16 protein-coding genes are annotated in these 18,170 nt (G+C 52.3%); all 16 read right to left on the bottom strand.

The annotated features are described in order from the left end of the window. Positions 1-34: 34 nt before the first annotated feature. Complete coding sequence (locus tag P40081_RS16435) at positions 35-844, bottom strand: SDR family oxidoreductase (RefSeq protein WP_042136926.1); 810 nt, start codon at positions 842-844, stop codon at positions 35-37. A gap of 184 nt (positions 845-1,028) precedes the next feature. After that, positions 1,029-1,895 (bottom strand): transglutaminase family protein, encoded by an 867-nt coding sequence (locus P40081_RS16430; protein WP_039307438.1) that lies wholly within the window; start codon positions 1,893-1,895, stop codon positions 1,029-1,031. Further along, positions 1,892-2,845, bottom strand: coding sequence for an alpha-E domain-containing protein (locus P40081_RS16425; protein WP_039307436.1), 954 nt, complete (start codon positions 2,843-2,845; stop codon positions 1,892-1,894). Before P40081_RS16425 ends, P40081_RS16430 begins: the two co-directional genes overlap by 4 nt. Before the next feature lie 58 nt (positions 2,846-2,903). Continuing rightward, complete coding sequence (locus P40081_RS16420; protein WP_042136925.1) at positions 2,904-4,367, bottom strand: circularly permuted type 2 ATP-grasp protein; 1,464 nt, start codon at positions 4,365-4,367, stop codon at positions 2,904-2,906. A gap of 733 nt (positions 4,368-5,100) precedes the next feature. Further along, a complete protein-coding gene (gene ftsY / locus P40081_RS16415; protein WP_042136924.1) occupies positions 5,101-6,099 on the bottom strand; it encodes a signal recognition particle-docking protein FtsY in 999 nt (332 codons plus the stop codon). Positions 6,100-6,245: 146 nt separating this feature from the next. Next, positions 6,246-9,815, bottom strand: coding sequence for a chromosome segregation protein SMC (smc, locus tag P40081_RS16410; RefSeq protein WP_042136922.1), 3,570 nt, complete (start codon positions 9,813-9,815; stop codon positions 6,246-6,248). A gap of 192 nt (positions 9,816-10,007) precedes the next feature. Continuing rightward, the gene (rnc, locus tag P40081_RS16405; protein WP_039307426.1) at positions 10,008-10,712 is read right to left on the bottom strand and encodes a ribonuclease III; all 705 of its coding nucleotides are present in this window, start codon (positions 10,710-10,712) and stop codon (positions 10,008-10,010) included. Positions 10,713-10,724: 12 nt separating this feature from the next. After that, the gene (gene fabF, locus P40081_RS16400; RefSeq protein ID WP_081969985.1) at positions 10,725-11,963 is read right to left on the bottom strand and encodes a beta-ketoacyl-ACP synthase II; all 1,239 of its coding nucleotides are present in this window, start codon (positions 11,961-11,963) and stop codon (positions 10,725-10,727) included. Between the two features lie 221 nt (positions 11,964-12,184). Further along, positions 12,185-12,418: an acyl carrier protein gene (locus P40081_RS16395; protein WP_039307421.1), complete on the bottom strand. Its 234-nt coding sequence runs from the start codon at positions 12,416-12,418 to the stop codon at positions 12,185-12,187. Positions 12,419-12,539: 121 nt separating this feature from the next. Continuing rightward, on the bottom strand, positions 12,540-13,289 hold the full coding sequence (fabG, locus tag P40081_RS16390) for a 3-oxoacyl-[acyl-carrier-protein] reductase (RefSeq protein ID WP_039307455.1): 750 nt from the start codon (positions 13,287-13,289) through the stop codon (positions 12,540-12,542). Positions 13,290-13,340: 51 nt separating this feature from the next. Next, on the bottom strand, positions 13,341-14,264 hold the full coding sequence (gene fabD / locus P40081_RS16385; RefSeq protein WP_042136919.1) for an ACP S-malonyltransferase: 924 nt from the start codon (positions 14,262-14,264) through the stop codon (positions 13,341-13,343). Positions 14,265-14,354: 90 nt separating this feature from the next. Further along, positions 14,355-15,344 (bottom strand): beta-ketoacyl-ACP synthase III, encoded by a 990-nt coding sequence (locus tag P40081_RS16380; protein ID WP_144026103.1) that lies wholly within the window; start codon positions 15,342-15,344, stop codon positions 14,355-14,357. An 8-nt stretch (positions 15,345-15,352) separates the two neighbouring features. Continuing rightward, a complete protein-coding gene (plsX, locus tag P40081_RS16375; RefSeq protein ID WP_042136916.1) occupies positions 15,353-16,342 on the bottom strand; it encodes a phosphate acyltransferase PlsX in 990 nt (329 codons plus the stop codon). Then, positions 16,326-16,922 carry a transcription factor FapR gene (gene fapR / locus P40081_RS16370; protein ID WP_039307413.1) on the bottom strand — a complete coding sequence of 199 codons (597 nt, stop codon included), beginning with the start codon at positions 16,920-16,922 and terminating at the stop codon, positions 16,326-16,328. Before fapR ends, plsX begins: the two co-directional genes overlap by 17 nt. A gap of 312 nt (positions 16,923-17,234) precedes the next feature. Next, positions 17,235-17,408, bottom strand: coding sequence for a 50S ribosomal protein L32 (gene rpmF / locus P40081_RS16365; protein WP_019911234.1), 174 nt, complete (start codon positions 17,406-17,408; stop codon positions 17,235-17,237). 53 nt (positions 17,409-17,461) lie between these two features. Then, entirely contained in the window at positions 17,462-17,983 is a 522-nt protein-coding gene (locus P40081_RS16360; protein WP_039307410.1) for a YceD family protein, read from the bottom strand. Positions 17,984-18,170: the final 187 nt, after the last annotated feature.

Genomic DNA, 18,170 nt, shown 5'->3' with positions numbered 1-18,170 from the left:
AGGTTATTTTCTACAATCTATTTATACAAGCTACTCAAGATAATAATGACTCCGCTCCATCAATAACAATCTGTGCACCGGTAATATGGATCGACTCATCCGAGGCCAGGAACGCCACCAGATCAGCCACATTCTCAGGTTTACCCGGACCGTCTGCGAGCGGCTGTGCACCTTCGGGGAATTCAATCGGAATCACAATCGATTCCACATCCTCATTGAACTCTGTGCTTTCATCGATATTCGTGGATATTGCTCCCGGGCAAATGACATTTACGCGGATTTTGAACTTGGCCAGCTCCAGTGCGGCCATCTTCGCAAACGCCACTTGGCCTGCCTTGGTAGTACTGTATGGTGACCAGCCGAAACTGGCGAATCTGCTGTTGCCGTTAATCGAGCTGGTGATAATGATGCTGCCTTTGCCTTTTTCCTTCAAATGGGGAATACTGTATTTCAGCGTCAGGAAGGTACCCGTCAGATTAACTGAAATGGTTTTCTCCCAATCACTCAGGCTCAGCTCCTCAATCGGACCGACCGCTCCGTTAATGCCGGCATTCGCGAAGACAATATCAAGCCCTCCGAAATGCTCCACGGTCCTGCGCACCGCTTCTTCCATCCGGACGGCATCCGAAGTATCCACATCAATGGCTAATGCGCAGTCTTTGCGCAGCTTGTTCAGCTTCTGCTCCAGGATCGAGGTACGTTCATTCACCAGATCGAATAAGGCCACATTCGCACCTTCGCGTGCCATCTGAATCGCAGCCGCTCTGCCGATCCCCGAGCCCGCACCTGTAATTATGGCTGTTTTCCCGAGAAAACGCTGTTTTTTAGCTATATTTGGGCTCATATGTACACTCTCCTTCCGTATCGTCCATCTTCATGTGAATGGCTCTGTTTCAAGATTACCCAATTGAGCCTGGATTATAATCATTTTATGCAAAAATTGCACAAAACTTGTGCAACTTGCACCGGCTAATCACACCATTACAATAAGAAAGGACCTCACCATTGTGAGGCCCCGCCTGTTGTCTTTAATTATCCAGCCGCCGGACATCCACTTTAACAGTAAGGGTGCCCGCTACCCCGCGGTAGACGCCTTTGACCGGAACAATATCCTTGTAATCCCGTCCATGTCCAAGCTTGATATACCGCCAGCTGACTTCAACATTATTAGTCGGATCGAAGCCCAGCCAGCCCGTTCCCGGAATATGGGTCTCTACCCAGGCATGAGAGGCCTGCTCGAAATTAGCATTGCCTCCCTGCAGATCGCCGACAAAATGATACCCGCTCACGTAACGCGACGGCAGCCCTACACTGCGGCAGACGGCAATCATCAGATGCGCATAATCCTGACAGACCCCGCGTTTGAGCTTCAGCGCTTTTTTGACCGTTGTGTTTACACTGGTCGCTTCAGGGTCATACGTGAACTGTTCATAGATCGTTGAGGAGAGCTTCTTGGTCCACTCATACATATCCTCGGCTTCCTCAAAAGGATGCTGTGAAGCAAACTCCACCAGCTCAGGCGTCACCTCGGTATACCTTGTCGGCAGAATAAACTCTACATACCGGTTCTGGAACTTCTCGTCATTAAGCAGCTTTACCTGCTCCTCCAGCGGGATATGCGGCAGGTCCGCACCCTGGGCCTTGTCAAGCGTCACCACCGTCGCTTTGGTATGAATCACCATCTCGGTATGCGGCTTGTTCACTGAATAGGCATGGACGCGGTTGCCGAAGAAATCTTCATAGGTCAACAGATTGGCCGGCGGATGCACCTCCACCTCATGATGGTAACAGGATTGGCGGTAATTGGTGCGCGGCGTCAGTCTGACCTCATTGACACTGTCCGTCACCGGCTCCGAATAAGTGTAGGTTGTCGTGTGATTGATTTGGATCTTCATACCGAGACTCCTTCACGGCGAAAAAATGCACCCTCCATCGTTTTGCCGAGCTTCTGGCAGGATAACATCAGGGCCTGCAGAACATCCTCGACCAAGTCACCGGACATTTCTTCCTTCTCCATATAGTCCAGCTCGGCTTTGATCTTCCCCGCCTGGCGGATGACCTTCTCATGTCCCGAGCCCTTCTCGGAGCTATCCAGCTCCAGCTTAGCCAGATGCTCCTCCAGCTTATGGAAGGAGAATCTTATGGAACGCGGGAAATGCGGATTTACAATCAGGAATTCCAAAATGCACTCCGGTGACATATCATCCGCGTAATACCGGCGGAATGCCTGATACCCGCTCACCGATTTCAGCACCGCTTGCAACTGCGTATAGATCGAATTGATATCCTTCGATTTGCAGGATACCGTTACTGCCTGAAGAATACGCGTTGTATTCTCGGCCCGTTCCAGGAACCGGCCGCTTTCAATGAAATGCCATTCGTTGCCGCGAAGCATCACCGATTGTTCTGCTCCGAGGAACATGGCGGCGCGTTCTTTGATCTGCTGATAGAACTGGTGGGGGCTGCTCATAATATCTGCTACCGACTGCTCACCAAGCCATAGATTGAAGCTGTTGGCTATATCCCACAGCTCACTAGGCAAATGCTGGCGCAGGGTGCGCAGATTGTTCCTGGCCTGATGCACGCAGGAGAATAATGAATTCGTATTACCGAGATCCAGTGTGATGAAGGACAGCACATCCTGCTCGGCGAAGCTCTCGAATTGCTGCAGATATTCATTCCGGACACCAAGCGCATCAATCAGTCTCGACCACTTATGCCCCTCCGCCTGGAAATCCTCTTCCTGTTGAATATGATAATGCACATCGATCAGCCTAGCATGATTCTCAGCCCGTTCTATATACCGGCCAATCCAGAATAAAGCCTCCGCATTGCGATTCAGCATCGTAGCCACCCCTTCACCTTACATATTGATGCTGCATTATTGGTGAATCCATATCACGTTAGGCCATTACCCAAGTGTCCTTCACTCCGCCGCCTTGTGATGAGTTCACGACCAGCGAGCCTTCGCGCATCGCCACCCGGGTAAGACCGCCGGGAATCACATGGGGCTTGCGGTCAGCCCCCATCAGCACGAATGCTCTAAGATCAATATGGCGCGGCGCCATGGACGCTCCCGACAATACCGGTGCACGGGACAGCGACATTATGGGCTGGGCGATATACCGCTCCGGTTCCGCCAGAATCTTGAGCCGGAAATCCACCAGATCCTGCTTGGTCGCCTCGCTTCCGATCAGCATGCCGTATCCGCCGGAGAGCGAGGTCTCCTTCACCACCATTTCGGACAGATTATCCAGCACGTACTGCCGCTCCTGCGGCCGGGATAACAGGTACGTTGGAACATTGCCCAGAATCGGTTCTTCATTGAGATAATAACGGATCATATCCGGCACATACACATACATGGCCTTGTCATCTGCGACGCCGGTTCCTGGTGCATTGGCAATTGCGATATTCCCGGCACGGTAGGCATTCATTAAGCCGGCAACCCCAAGCAGTGAGCTGGGCTGAAAAGCCAAAGGATCGATGAAATCATCATCTAAACGGCGGTACAGTACATCCACGCGGCGAAGGCCATTCATTTCTTTCAGGTAGATCTTGTGGTCCTGGGCTACCAGATCCCGTCCTTCTACCAGGTGGATCCCCATTTGCTGAGCGAGAAAAGCATGCTCGTAATACGCGGAGTTATACTCGCCAGGGGTCAGCAAAGCGATCACCGGATCTTTGGTGCGCGAAGGGGAAAGGCTGCGAAGTACCGACAGGAACCGGTTCAGGCTGTGATCCACATCGCGGATAGAGCTGGCGAACGATAATTCGGGAAAGAGCTGGTTCATAAGGGATCTGCCTTTGAATAAATAGGAGAATCCGGAAGGCGTACGCAAGTTATCTTCAAGCACATAATACTCACCGTCATGATGGCGGATCAGGTCGATCCCCGAGGTAGTAACGTACGCACCGCCAGGGACCCGAAGTCCAGTCATTTCCGGCCGGAAATAGCAGTTGGATATAATCATCCGCCGGGGTACAATCCCGTCCTTCACGATATATTGCTCATGGTAAATATCATGAATGAACAGGTTAAGTGCTGTAATCCGCTGCACAATGCCAGCTTCAAGCCGCTCCCATTCTGCCTTTGGAATGATCCGTGGAATCATGTCGAAGGGAATTGTCCGCTCCATCGGTTGATCCTGTGCCGGGTTGTAGAGTGTAAAAGTAATGCCTTCTTCCATCATCCGACGCTGCATCAGCTTCTGCTTGCCTTGCAGCTCTTCGGGGCTCATCCCGGAAAACATGCGGTTCACATGCTTGTAATGAGGCCGGATACTCCGTTCATCGGCATACATTTCGTCGTAAAAATGCTGCAATGGATACGGAGCTACACCGGGCAAAGGATCTAGTTTGGACATGAGCCCGACTCCTCTCGGATCAGTGTGGTGTGTAAAGTTTGTTGACAAATTAGCTTAATTTTTAGGATTTTTTCATGAAAATATTAAATACTAACTTCATAATACGTAAATGATAATGTTCATGTCAATATATATAACAGCAAAATGGAGTTTATGAACCATCCCGCATGAATGGAATCGCTTCCTTTCTCTTAAAGATGCTTTGGAGGCGTGCTAATGGGAATCATACATCAAATTGTATGCAGGAGCGCTGACAAGCAGTACTATTATGAAATTTTCATATGATGTTATTTTATAGTGTTTTTGGTAAAACAACAGCCGTTCCTTCTATTTAAATGTGGGCGGGCTGCTTCATGCCTTAAAAAAGTGGGTTCGATCGCTTCATGCCTTAAAGAAATGAGTGGGGCTGCTTCATGCCCATCACCTATGATGCGGACTGAAATTCAGCTATTCTTGCAAATTCCGGCGATTTGCGGAGCATTCGGACTGAGAATCCCTTATATGACTTCTGACGCCTCATTGTCAGCTCAAATGAACAGGATAACGGAATCTCAGTCCGCTTCACTATCAAAAAGCGGTTGTTTCAGGAAATAAGCTCCTCTCAGGCCGCTCCCCATACTGGCTGCAGCTTCCTCTTGCTTTCCCACACAAAAAAGCCCCCAGGGCATTTTCTCTCCCTGGAGGCCTTATAGATTACGTTCATACTGGTGCAGCAGGAGTTGAGACCCGGATATTACGCTTGTCCTTCGGTCTCTTCCTCTTCGGAGATCATGCCTGCGAACAGGGCATGCACGAACTGGTCGGAATCAAACGGCTGGAGGTCTTCCATCTTCTCGCCCAGACCCACGAGCTTCACCGGGAGATTCATCTCCTGGCGGATAGCAACTACAATCCCGCCCTTCGCGGTGCCGTCCAGCTTGGTCAGCACCAGCCCGGTCACGCCGCTCTTCTCTCCGAACAGCTTGGCCTGACTCAGTGCATTCTGGCCGGTCGTTGCATCCAGCACCATTAGTACCTCATGCGGGGCACTCGGTATTTCGCGCTGAATGACCCGGAAGATTTTGTTCAGCTCTTCCATCAGATTGCTCTTGTTCTGCAGTCTGCCTGCGGTATCACAGATCAGTACGTCTACGTTACGCTGCTTGGCAGCCTGTACCGCATCGAACATAACAGCTGCCGGGTCAGAACCTGCCTGCTGCTTGATCACATCCACGCCGGCACGCTGGCCCCAGACCTCAAGCTGTTCAATTGCTCCCGCACGGAAAGTATCGCCTGCCGCCAGCAGCACCTTCTTGCCTTCCTGCTTATAACGGTGCGCCAGCTTGCCGATCGTTGTAGTCTTACCGACCCCGTTCACGCCTACGAACAGAATGACTGTAATGCCATCCGGGTTCTCGTTCAGACTGTTATCGTCATCGCCGCGCAGCAGCTCCATCAGCTTGCGGGAGAGAATCGGCTGCAGCTCTGCAGCATCCTCGATCCGCTTCTGCTTCACTTCGATGCGCAGCTCTTCCACCAGATTCATTACTGTATTAACGCCGACATCGGCACCGATCAGAATCTCTTCCAGCTCTTCATAGAATTCTTCATCTATCTTTTTGCGGCGGATGATCAGATCAGAGACCTTCTCAACGAAGCCCTTGCGGGTCTTCTCCAGGCCGTCGCGGAATTGTTTCGTTACGCTTTCCGTTTTGCCGGAGATGCTTTCTTTCAGTTTCTTAAAAAAGCTCATAGTGTTCCTCCTAGATTTTTGTAAGGATCAACTCCATAGATTTCGCTTCGTACAAAAATAACTTCGTAAGCCTAAGCTTAAGTTTTATGAAGCGATACTGCTTAGAATTACTCCGCATTAAAACCCGCTTCGTAAGCATCTGCCTATTAGGCAATTTCCGCCTCTTCATCCTCCAGCCGCACCGATACGAGCTTGGATACGCCGCCTTCTTCCATGGTCACGCCATAGAGAACATCGGCTTCCTCCATCGTTCCTTTGCGGTGGGTGACTACGATAAACTGTGTCTGCTCCGAGAACTCGCGCAGATATTGGGCGAAGCGCACGACATTGGCTTCATCCAGCGCCGCTTCCACTTCATCCAGTACGCAGAACGGCACCGGCTTAACCTGAAGGATCGCGAACAGCAGCGCCATAGCGGTCAATGCGCGTTCCCCGCCGGACAGAAGCTGCAGGTTCTGCAGTTTTTTGCCCGGAGGCTGAGCAACAATATCAATCCCCGTATCCAGCATATGCTCCGGATCAAGCAGCATCAGGTCTGCCCGTCCACCCCCGAACAGCTTTGAGAATACCGTGCCGAATTCACGGCGGATAGCATCAAAGGTCTGCTTGAAGCGTTTGGACATTTCCTCTTCCATCTCATGAATGACATGATACAGCGTAGTTTTGGCTTCGACCAGATCATCTTTCTGTCCGCTGAGGAAGGTATAGCGTTCATGCACCCGCTGATACTCTTCAATGGCGCCCAGGTTCACCTCACCCAGTCCGGAGATGCTGCGCTTCAGACGCTGTACTTCCATCTGCGCTGCAGGCACATCCTCGGGAACCGGATAACGCTGCTTAGCCAGCTCATAGCTTAGTTCATAATCATCGCTCAGCTTGCGCAGTATATTATCCAGCTCCACATCCAGCCGCCCGACGGCAACCTCCGTTGAACGGAGCTTGTCTTCAACCCCTTTAAGCGCCTGCCGCTGGTCTTTGGTCTCTCCTTCGGCCAGCTCCAGCTTGCGAGAGATCGCGGTACGGTCGGCACGGGCCAGGTCGAGCTTCGCTGAGGTATCTTCCTTCTTTAGCCGTAGGCTGTTCACATCTTCCTTTTGCTTCACAGCTTCGCGTGTATTCTCTTCGAGATCCTGCTCAATGGTCATCAGCAGGCTGCGGCTCTGCCGCAGCTCTTTCTCCTGCGAGCCGGCATCCTGTCTCATACGCCGCAGCTGTTCCTCCAGGGAGAAAATCTCCTGGTCCAGCTTCCCTTCCGTAACCTTCATGCCTGTCAGCTTACCCTGCAGCTCTTCCTTGGCGGTTTCATTTGCCTTACGGTCAGATTCGGCATTCCGGATAGCCTCGTGGGCTTCCTTCTCTTCCTTCTCCAGCCGGGCAAGCTCCGCCTCCGCCTGCTTGCGGGTCTCTTCGAAGCCGCGGACCTCATTCTCGAATCCGCTGCGCTCTGCGCCAGCACCCTCTACCTGCTCCTTGACGTGGCGAAGCTCCTGCTCCAGCTGCTTCAGATCACCGGATACCCGCTGCTCTTCCAGACGTTTCTCGTCACCGTCATGCCGCAGCTCTTCCAGCTTCTGTGCCGCTTTGTCCTGCTCGGCGCGCAGACGGAGGATTCCCTGCTTCAGCTTGGCGATCTGCTGCTCGCTCTCTTCAATCTCGCCGAACAATTGGTCCAGCTGCCGTTTGCGGCTGAGCAGACTATTGTTCTTCTTATGCTGGCTGCCCCCGGTCATCGAACCGCCGGCATTGACAACATCTCCTTCAAGCGTTACGACTCTGTACCGGTATTGGCATTTGGCCGCAATGCGGTTCGCCTGCTCCAGGCTCTCAGCGATAACCACATTCCCCAGTAAACTCCCTACAATGCTAGAATACTTCTCTTCGAAACCAACCAGCTCAGAACCGATCCCGACAAACCCCTCGGCACCTTCCACCATACTGCGGTCACTGCCGGTAATCTGCCGGGGCCGGATTACATCCAGCGGCAGAAAGGTCGCCCGTCCCAGCTGGCGCTGCTTCAGGAAAGCAATCGCTTGCCGGGACACGGCTTCGTTCTCCATAACAACATGCTGCAGTGAAGCGCCCATGGCCGTCTCGATAGCCATTTCGAGCTTCTCCGGAACGGAGATTAGTTCAGCAACCGCGCCGTGTACACCGGTTAACTGTCCTTTGCGGGCACCTTTCAGCACTTCCTTAACCCCAAGCATGAATCCGTCAAAATCATCCTGCATTTCCTTCATCGTCTCATGCCGGGAGACCTGGGCTTCGCGTTTCTGCTCCCATTTGCGCAGGCCGCTTTGCGTTTCCTCCAGCAGCTTCTGCCGCTTACCGGTCTGCTCGCTCTCCGTAATGTACGCACCGCGCAAAAGGCCGATTTCCTTGCCGAGTCCGGCAATCTTATCCTTAAGCCCGCTCTGGGCAGAGGTCAGCTCCTCCAGCCGGGCTGTCCATTTGCCGCTCTCTTCCTGGCTGCGGCTCATCCGCTTCTCCAGGCTCTCCTTCTGCTGATCCGCATAGCGGATTTCATTGCGCGCCTGAGCCATCAGGTTCATCAGCTCGAGCAGCGCGCTCTTCAGCTTCTCTTCCTTGCTCTGGCTGATGCCCCCGGCAACACCCTGCAGCCGGGATTCTTCATCAGCCAGCTGCAGACGCAGTTCCTCCAGCGCCTGCCGGGACTGCTTCAGCTTATGCTCAAGCTCCGCCAGCTCACGCTGCCGTCCCTCCGAACGCTCCCCTACAGAACCCAGGGTCTGCATCAGCTGTTCGCGGTTGTTCTCCAGGTTGCGGCGGCGTTCCTTGAGGAGCTCTCCGTAGCCTTCGCTCTTCTCGTTCGCTTCGCTGTAGTGCAGCAGCTGCTCCTGCAGCTTCTCCACTTCCTGCTCCAGGCTCCGCAGCTCGGCTCGGCCGCTCTCCAGCTTGGCGTCATGGGCGGAGACTACCGTTGACAGCTCAAGTTGTTCATTCTTCAGCAGCTCAAGCCGTGTATTGCCTTCCTGCCAGGCCGTATGTATGCCTTCAATCTGATGCACATACACCGAGATCTCGAGATGCTTCAGCTGCTCACGCAGTTCCTTGTAACGGATAGCCTTCTCAGACTGATCCTTCAGCGGCCCCACCTGATCCTCAAGCTCACTGATCAGGTCATGAATCCGCAGCAAATTCTGCTCGGTCTCGTCCAATTTGCGCCCGGCGTCTTTTTTGCGTGATTTATATTTAACAATCCCCGAAGCCTCTTCAAATATCCCCCTCCGGTCTTCAGAACGGGTACTGAGTATCTCTTCTATCCGGCCTTGTCCAATAATCGAATAAGCCTCGCGGCCGATCCCGGTATCCATAAACAGCTCTGTGATATCCTTCAGCCGGCAGGCTTGCTTATTGATTAAATATTCACTTTCTCCGCTGCGGTGCACACGGCGGGTAACCGTAACCTCGCTGAAATCCAGCGGCAGTACATGATCCTCATTATCCAGCGTAAGGGAGACCTCGCCGTAATTGACCGCTTTGCGGGCGTCACTTCCGGCAAAGATAATATCCTCCATTTTACCGCCGCGCAGTGATTTGGCACTCTGCTCGCCAAGCACCCAGCGTATGCCGTCGGAAATATTACTTTTGCCGCTTCCGTTCGGGCCGACTACGGCCGTAATTCCGCGCACAAATTCCATTTCCGTTTTGTCGGCAAATGATTTGAAGCCCGCTAATTCAATCCGTTTCAGAAACATAACTCGCCTATCACCTCTAACCCATTATACCATAGCGTTTCCTTGCCTAGAATCGTCAAACTCCAATCCGGGCACCCTGTTACATCCTTCATTTCGAAAAAGAGCAGCAAAAGTCTGACTTCCGCCTAAACGCCGGCATTCAGACCATTGCTGCTCTACTCCGCTTGCTCAGCTTTGCTGTTCAAGTCTACCTCAGGCACCGTCTTCCTTCAGACGCAATAACGCCGCTGCCGCTGCCTGCTGTTCCGCTTCCTTCTTGGAACGGCCGCTGCCGCTGCCCAGCGATCGGCTGGCCATGAACACTTCAGATACGAATTCGCGCTCGTGCGCCGGTCCGCGTTCTTCAATAATCCGATATTCCAGCGTACCCATGCCATGATGCTGTATCAGTTCCTGAAGCTCTGTTTTGAAATCGCTCATCTGCATTTGCAGCTTACCATCGGTTTCGACCAGCGGGAAAACGTGATTATCCAGAAACTTCCGGGCCGTTTCCAGTCCCTGATCGAGATAAAGCGCTCCCACGAAGGCTTCAAACACATCGGCCAGCAGAGCCGGGCGGGTACGCCCGCCCGTAAGTTCTTCCCCTTTACCCAGCAGCACAAACCGTCCGAAACCGAGCGTCTCGGCAAACCGGACCAGCGACGGCTCGCATACAATAGCGGCACGCAGCTTGGTCAGTTCCCCTTCAGGCCTGTCCGGGAGCAGATTGTACAAGTATTCGGACACCGTAAGCTCCAGCACAGCGTCACCCAGAAATTCCAGGCGCTCGTTGTCCTGATGCTGATTGAAACGGTGTTCGTTCACATAAGATGCATGGGTAAAAGCCTGCTTCAGAAGTACAGGATCGTGAAATTGGATTTGAAGTTGGCTTTGTAACTGCTTCAGGTCTCCTTTCACTGCACTGTCCCCCTACTTATTATATTTTTTGAGTATAACAGTCGCGTTATGGCCTCCGAATCCGAATGAATTCGACATCGCGATATTTAGATCCGCCTTGCGGGGCACATTCGGAACATAATCCAGATCACAATCCGGATCAGGGTTGTCCAAATTAATCGTAGGAGCAATTATGCCCTTCTGCAGCGAAAGACCGCAGATAATCGCTTCCACACCGCCGGCAGCGCCAAGCAAGTGGCCTGTCATTGATTTGGTGGAACTGATTGCTACCTTGTACGCGTGCTCACCCAGAGCTTTCTTGACAGCCGCGGTTTCCGACTTGTCGCCTACCGGTGTAGAGGTACCATGCGCATTGATGTAATCGATATCCTCCGGATTAATTCCGGCATCGCGGATCGCCATCTTCATGCAGCGTGCTGCACCGTCAGGATCAGGCTCCGTCATATGATGGGCATCGGCACTCAGGCCATAACCAATCACTTCGGCGTAAATCTTGGCTCCGCGTTTCTCTGCATGTTCCAGAGATTCGAGAATCAGGATTCCTGCGCCTTCACCCATAACAAAACCGTCACGGTCAACATCGAACGGGCGGCTTGCCTTCTGCGGCTCGTCATTGCGGGTGGACATGGCTCTCATTGCACAAAAGCCTGCCATACCTGTAGGTCGGATGGTTGCTTCTGCACCGCCGCAGATCATCGCATCCGCATCACCGCGCTGGATCAGGCGGAAGGATTCACCAATGGAATGGCTACCTGTGGCGCAAGCGGTTACCGTTGTTGTATTCGGCCCTTTGGCACCGAGATTGATCGACAGCTGGCCGGAGCCCATGTTGGCAATCATCATTGGAATGAAGAACGGGCTGACCCGTTTCGGGCCTTTTTCCAGCAGCAGATTGTGATTGTCTTCCCAAGTACCCAGACCGCCGATACCGGAGCCGACAGAAACGCCGATACGCTCAGCATCGATATCTTCACCAATCTTCAGTCCGCTGTCCTTCAGGGCTTCTTCGCCGGCAGCAACCGCAAATTGCACGAAACGGTCCATCTTGCGGGCTTCCTTACGGCCGAAACGTTCCTCAGCATTGAAATCCTTGACCGAAGCTGCGATTCGCGTAGTATATTCACTGACATCAAAAGCCTCAACAAGAGATACTCCGGATGTACCGCTCATCAGACTGTCCCAGAACGTTTCCAGATCCTTGCCCAGCGATGTCATCACTCCCATACCTGTAACAACCACTCTTTGACTCAAACGCGTTCACCCCATCTGTAGGCTGTATATACTTCTACAACATGTAAATGTATTCCGGCCAGAAGTCTATATAAACTGCAGTCGCCGCAAAATTAACCAATCTGCGGTTCTGTTATTTTCCCCATAAAGATGCTCATGCACCCTTTGCTGCTGCCCTTAAATCACCTTAAAATGAGGAGAAGTCCCGCCCTGGCAGGAACGGGACCCTCAATCATATGACTCTAGGTATGAGATTGTATGTACTTCACAACTTCACCCACGGTCGTAATACTCTCTGCATCTTCATCAGAGATTTCCATATCGAATTCATCTTCCAATTCCATAACCAATTCTACTACATCAAGAGAATCAGCACCTAAATCATCTTTGAAAGACGCTTCTAATGTTACCTCAGCTTCATCGGCACCTAAGCGGTCGATGACAATGCGTTTTACACGCTCCAATACATCGGACATCCGGTTCACCTCCTCTTTTGGTATTATACGAGATATGAAGTCAAAATACCATAGAGCACAAAAAACGCTTTCTGGCCGCCTCTGCTCTCTTCCCCCGTAATGATCTAACGCTGGCGTTACCTTACATGTACATTCCGCCATCCACATGAAGTGTCTGGCCTGTCATGTAGGCTGCCCCTTCCGAGGCCAGGAATACCGCCGTATTAGCAATGTCCTCCGCCCGCCCAAGCTTAGCAAGGGGAATCCCCTTAACCAGCTCACTGCGGACTTCATCGGACAGCTCACGGGTCATATCGGTATCGATGAACCCCGGCGCAATGCAGTTCACGGTAATTCCCCGTGAAGCCAGCTCGCGTGCCGCGGATTTCGTCATCCCGATAACCCCAGCTTTGGCAGCCGTATAGTTCACCTGACCGGGATTACCCGTCACACCCACGACAGAGGAAATATTGATGATCCGGCCGTAACGCTGTTTCATCATCGGACGTGTCGCTGCCTTCAGGCAATTGAACACACCCTTCAGGTTCGTCTCGATGACCTGGTCGAATTCTTCCTCTTTCATACGCATAATCAGATTATCCCGGGTAATGCCGGCATTATTCACAAGAATATCAATTTTCCCCCAAGTGTTAATAACCTCTTTCACGAGGTTCTCAGCCTGTTCGCTATTACCGACATTCCCTTGCAGAGCAATTCCTTCCGAGCCCAGCTCCTGTATCCGGGCTACAGTTTCCTCTGCCGCCTGAAGGCTGCCCGAGTAGTTCACGGCAACCTTCACGCCCTGCTCCGCCAGTGCCAGTGCAATTGCGCGGCCAATCCCCCGGGAACCGCCGGTAACAAGGGCGGTCTGACCTTTGAGTGCTGCAAACATTTCCAGTTGTCCCCCTTCAATAATCATGCCGCTATTCTCATGCCAAGCGGATTACCAGCCAGTCTGAGCGCTCTCGAGACTGTTGATATTCACGAGCTTAACATTCTTGTCAATTTTGCGGATCAGGCCTGCCAGCACGCTGCCGGAGCCGATCTCTACAAAAGTGTCCACGCCGTCTGCAATGAGCCATTCCACGCTGTCCTGCCAGAGTACAGGAGAGAATACCTGCGCTACCAGCAGATTACGAATCTCTTCCGGATCCGTAACCGGGGCAGCTGTGACATTGACGATTACCGGCATAAGAGGAGCATTAAAGGTTACTTTCTGCAGCTCTGCAGCCAGCTGTTCAGCGGCTTCCTTCATTAATGAAGAGTGGAACGGGCCGCTGACCTCCAGCGGAATTGCCCGTTTGCCGCCTGCTTCCTTAACACGCTGCACCACTTCATTCACGCCAGCCACGGTGCCGGAAACCACGATCTGTCCCGGGCAATTGACGTTAGCCAGCTCAACGGAATTGCCAGCCTCTGAAATACTGCGGCAAAGTTCCGAGAGGGCCGCACGGTCTGCGCCAAGTGTAGCAGCCATAGCCCCTTGTCCTCCTGGTACAGCTTCTTCCATGAATTGTCCGCGCAGACGTACCAGCCGCACTGCATCCTCATAAGAGAGGACCCCGGCGGCTACAAGAGCGCTGTATTCACCAAGACTGTGACCTGCTACATAATCAGGCGTTACCCCTAAATCCCGCAGTGCTTCCAGATAAGCCACACTGGCTGTAACCAATGCCGGCTGTGTATTGACAGTCTGTTTAAGCTCGCTCTCAGGTCCTTCAAATATAAGCTTGCTTAGCGGAAATCCAAGTACTTCGTCACCCTTTTCAAATACTGCACGGCTCTGCGGCAGGGCTTCATATACATCCTTACCCATACCAACTGCCTGTGCACCCTGACCGGGAAAGACAAATGCGATTTTACCCATGATGCTAAAAGCTCCCTCCCCGTTAACAGCGGCTCCTCCCGCCTTACGCCAGGATAGAACCGCTTCGTTCTGTTAGTAATGCCCTGTTCTTTACCAGATCAGTACGGAAGCTCCCCAGGTGAGTCCGCCGCCGAAGCCGACCATAAGCACAGTGTCGCCTTCCTTCATCCGGCCTTCCTCTGCTGCTTCCACAAGTGCCAGCGGAATGGATGCCGCTGAAGTATTCGCATATTTATCAACGTTGATGACACATTTCTCAGGCGGCAGATCCAGACGCTGCATCGCCGATTGAATAATCCGGATGTTGGCCTGGTGAGGCACGAACAAGTCGATATTCTCCTTGGTCAATCCCGCTTTGGTAAGCACACGTTCCGTAGCCGTGCCCATCACGCGCACTGCGAACTTAAATACTTCACGGCCGTTCATATAGATAAAATGCTTCTTGTCTTCTACCGTCTGCTGGGAAGCCGGCAGACGTGAACCGCCTGCTTCCATCTTGAGCAGGCTGCCGCCGGAACCTTCAGCGCCAAGATCGAAGGACTGGAAGCCGCGGCCTTCCGGAACTTCACCTACGATAACTGCGCCGGCACCATCACCGAACAGTACACAGGTGTTGCGGTCTGTATAATCCGTGATGCGCGACAATGTGTCCGCACCGATAACAAGCGCATTGTTATACATGCCGTTCTGGATAAAGCCGGTTGCCGTAGCCAGACTGTAGACGAACCCGGAGCAGGCTGCCGACAGGTCAAAGGCCGCAGCCCCCTTAGCGCCCAGCTTGTCCTGAAGAATACAGGCTGTGGATGGGAAAGTGCTGTCCGGTGTAACTGTGGCCACAATAATAAGATCAAGCTCTTCCGCCTTCATACCGGCGGATTCCAGTGCCTTCAGCGCTGCTTCATAAGCAAGATCGGATGTGGCTTGCTCCGGAGCGGCAATATGCCGTTCCCGGATTCCTGTACGGCTGACAATCCATTCATCGTTTGTGTCGACGATCTTCTCCAGATCGCTGTTGGTCAATATTCTTTCGGGTACATATTTACCTGTACCAATGATTCCTACCGGACGTAATTGTTTCATATCGTCACTCACTTCCCGCTAATTTCTCTGGATATACTGGCTACCAGATCCGCCTGCAGCGCAATCCGGGCCTGCCTTACCGCATTCTTCACCGCGTTGCCATCGGAGGAACCATGCCCCTTCACTACAAGACCGCTAAGACCGAGCAGCGGCGCTCCGCCGTGTTCCTTATAATCCATTTTACCCTTAAGACTTCTAAGCTCCGGCATCAGTATGGCTGCGCCCAGCTTAGTCTTAAGCGACTTGCTGAATTGCTCTTTGAGCAGAGCGAACATGGCCCCTGCCGTTCCTTCCAGCGTCTTCAGAAGGATATTGCCGGCAAACCCGTCACAGACCAGCACATCGCAGGCTCCGGTGAGCACATCCCGCGCCTCCACATTGCCGACAAAATGAATTCCTGTCAAAGCTTCAAGCAGCGGATAAGCTTCTTTGGTCAGCTCATTCCCCTTGCCCGGCTCAGTCCCTACATTCAGCAGGCCTACCCGGGGCTTCGCAATGCCATGGACCTTATTGCGGTATATGCTGCCCATCAGGGCATACTGGGCCAGATGCTGCGGCTTGGCATCCATATTGGCACCAAGGTCCAGGGCTAATACGCCGACATCATCCAGCGTCGGTATCATCGCCACCAGGGCAGGACGTTCTATACCCTGCATTCTTCCCACAACCAGCAGCCCCGTAGTCATAAGTGCTCCGGTATTGCCTGACGAGATCATGGCATCGGCTTCACCTTCGCGCACCATCCGTCCGGCGACTACCATGGACGAATCCTTTTTACGGCGGACCGCCTTCACCGGCTCCTCATCGGAACCGATCACATCCCCCGCATGACGCACCGTCACATTGGACGGCTTGTTCTTCAGCAGCGGCGCAAGTCTGGCTTCATCACCGACCAGCACGATCTGCGTATCACTCCACTCCGCAGCTGCAGCCAGGGCCCCTTCTACATTACACTCAGGAGCATTATCCCCGCCCATGGCATCAATGGCGATCAGCACTCCGGTTTCCCCCTTCGCTGTACTCTTCAATTGCAGAACGGTACACTACAAAATGGCCTTGAAATACCAGTTCTTCTCCAACATATGTAAACACGTCCACCTCAGCTTTGCCGTTCCGGCCCGCAAGCGAGCGTACCTGCGCTTTGGCGATACATTTCTCACCCAGCCGGACCATGCGCACGAACCGGATATCGGCTGAAGCGGTCAGGGCAATTTCATCATTGATAACAGCAACTGCCAGCGAATTCGCCTGGCCGAAGACATAGTGGCCGCGGGCAATCCCGTTTCTGGAGAAGACATGCTCTTCACGGATCTCAAAAATAGAAATCCCGCTCCGGTCCAGCTGCAAATCGACTATGTCACCAACCACTTCGTCGACAGGCAGCGAGCGGACCTGATCATAGGAGTGCTCTGCCATTTGCTTCATCCGTTCACGCAGCTCGGGAATCCCCAGCTCCATCCGGTCCAGCCGGATCGTCTGAATGCTCACCTTCAGCTGGCGGGTCAATTCCCGGTCCGTTACAAAAGGATTACCTTCAATGATTGAGAGCAGCTGCTGCTGCCGTTCTTTCTTGGACAACCGTTCGATGGCGACTCACCTCCTGGCACATGCCTCTAATGAAAAGCATCCGGCCGCAAGAGTGGCCGCTTGTAGTTATAACTCTCTGTTCTTAATTAACAATTAGAACCAGGTACTAATATGTAGTATAAAGCATGACGCCACAAAAATAAAGCTTTGACTTGAAAACCCGCGAAAACCCGCGGCGGGCTTGGGGAAACGGTGCAAGAATCTGAAGGAAACTATCATGTAAAGCATATAAATTCATATATCCCCAAAAAAATAGCACTTCACCGGCAGATGAAGTGCTACTCTTATATGCAAATTTGCAAACTATTGTTTGATGATCTCTCTTGCTTTGTAGGTTCCGCAAACTTTGCATACGTGGTGAGCCAGTTTCAGCTCTCCGCATTGTTCACATTTCACCATACCTGGAACTACCAGTTTAAAGTGAGTACGACGCTTGTCACGGCGTGTCTTGGACGTTCTGCGTTGTGGTACTGCCATGTTAATCAACCTCCTGATTTTGGTTTTGACCCGTTATAACCCGGGATTTGTTCTTAGTTATCTTGCTTGGTAAAGAATCCTTTCAACCCAGCGAGTCTTGGATCGATCACTGTGTTGTCGCAACTGCAGGTGCCTTCGTTCAAGTTCTGTCCGCATTTCTGACAAAGACCAAGACAGTCTGCCTTGCACAATACCGAATCCGGTAAGTGCAGTACGAAATTTTCTTCCACATAGGGGATAAGATCCACAATCTCATCCTTGATGTAAATGAGTTCCTCACCTTCATCTTCCGGAAGAATTGGCTGTTTAAGCCACTTGAAAGTCTCAGCGAAAGGAATGTTCAGCTTACTGTTAACCTCCGTGAGACAACGTGAACATAACATGTCCACTTCTCCACTCAGTGTTCCCACCACGTTCACACTATCGGTTCCCGCGGGCAGCGCTTTAAGGTCTACTGAGAGTGGTGCAACAGCAAGAATATCCTTGCGCCCTTTGACAACCTCACTGACATCCACAACATCGTGGAGGACCAGGGGCTCGTCGGCATTCGCTAATTTGCGAAAGTGAATGTTCATAGTTATCACTCCAAACAAACAAAATTTATTATACCTATTATTACCGGACTTTGTCAACCATTTTTCCTTTATATTGTTTCAGGGACAGAGACAATTTATGATATACATAAGTTAAATACAAGAAATCTGCAAAAAACGGGAAGGAATGAACCTGATTCCGGAACCCGAATCGTCAGATATCCCAGAA

Origin of the sequence: Paenibacillus sp. FSL P4-0081, assembly GCF_000758565.1 — a bacterium.
Classification (GTDB): domain Bacteria; phylum Bacillota; class Bacilli; order Paenibacillales; family Paenibacillaceae; genus Paenibacillus_AQ; species Paenibacillus_AQ phytohabitans.
The sequence above is the reverse complement of the archived record's forward strand: the minus strand, read 5'-3'. Positions and strand labels throughout refer to the sequence as shown.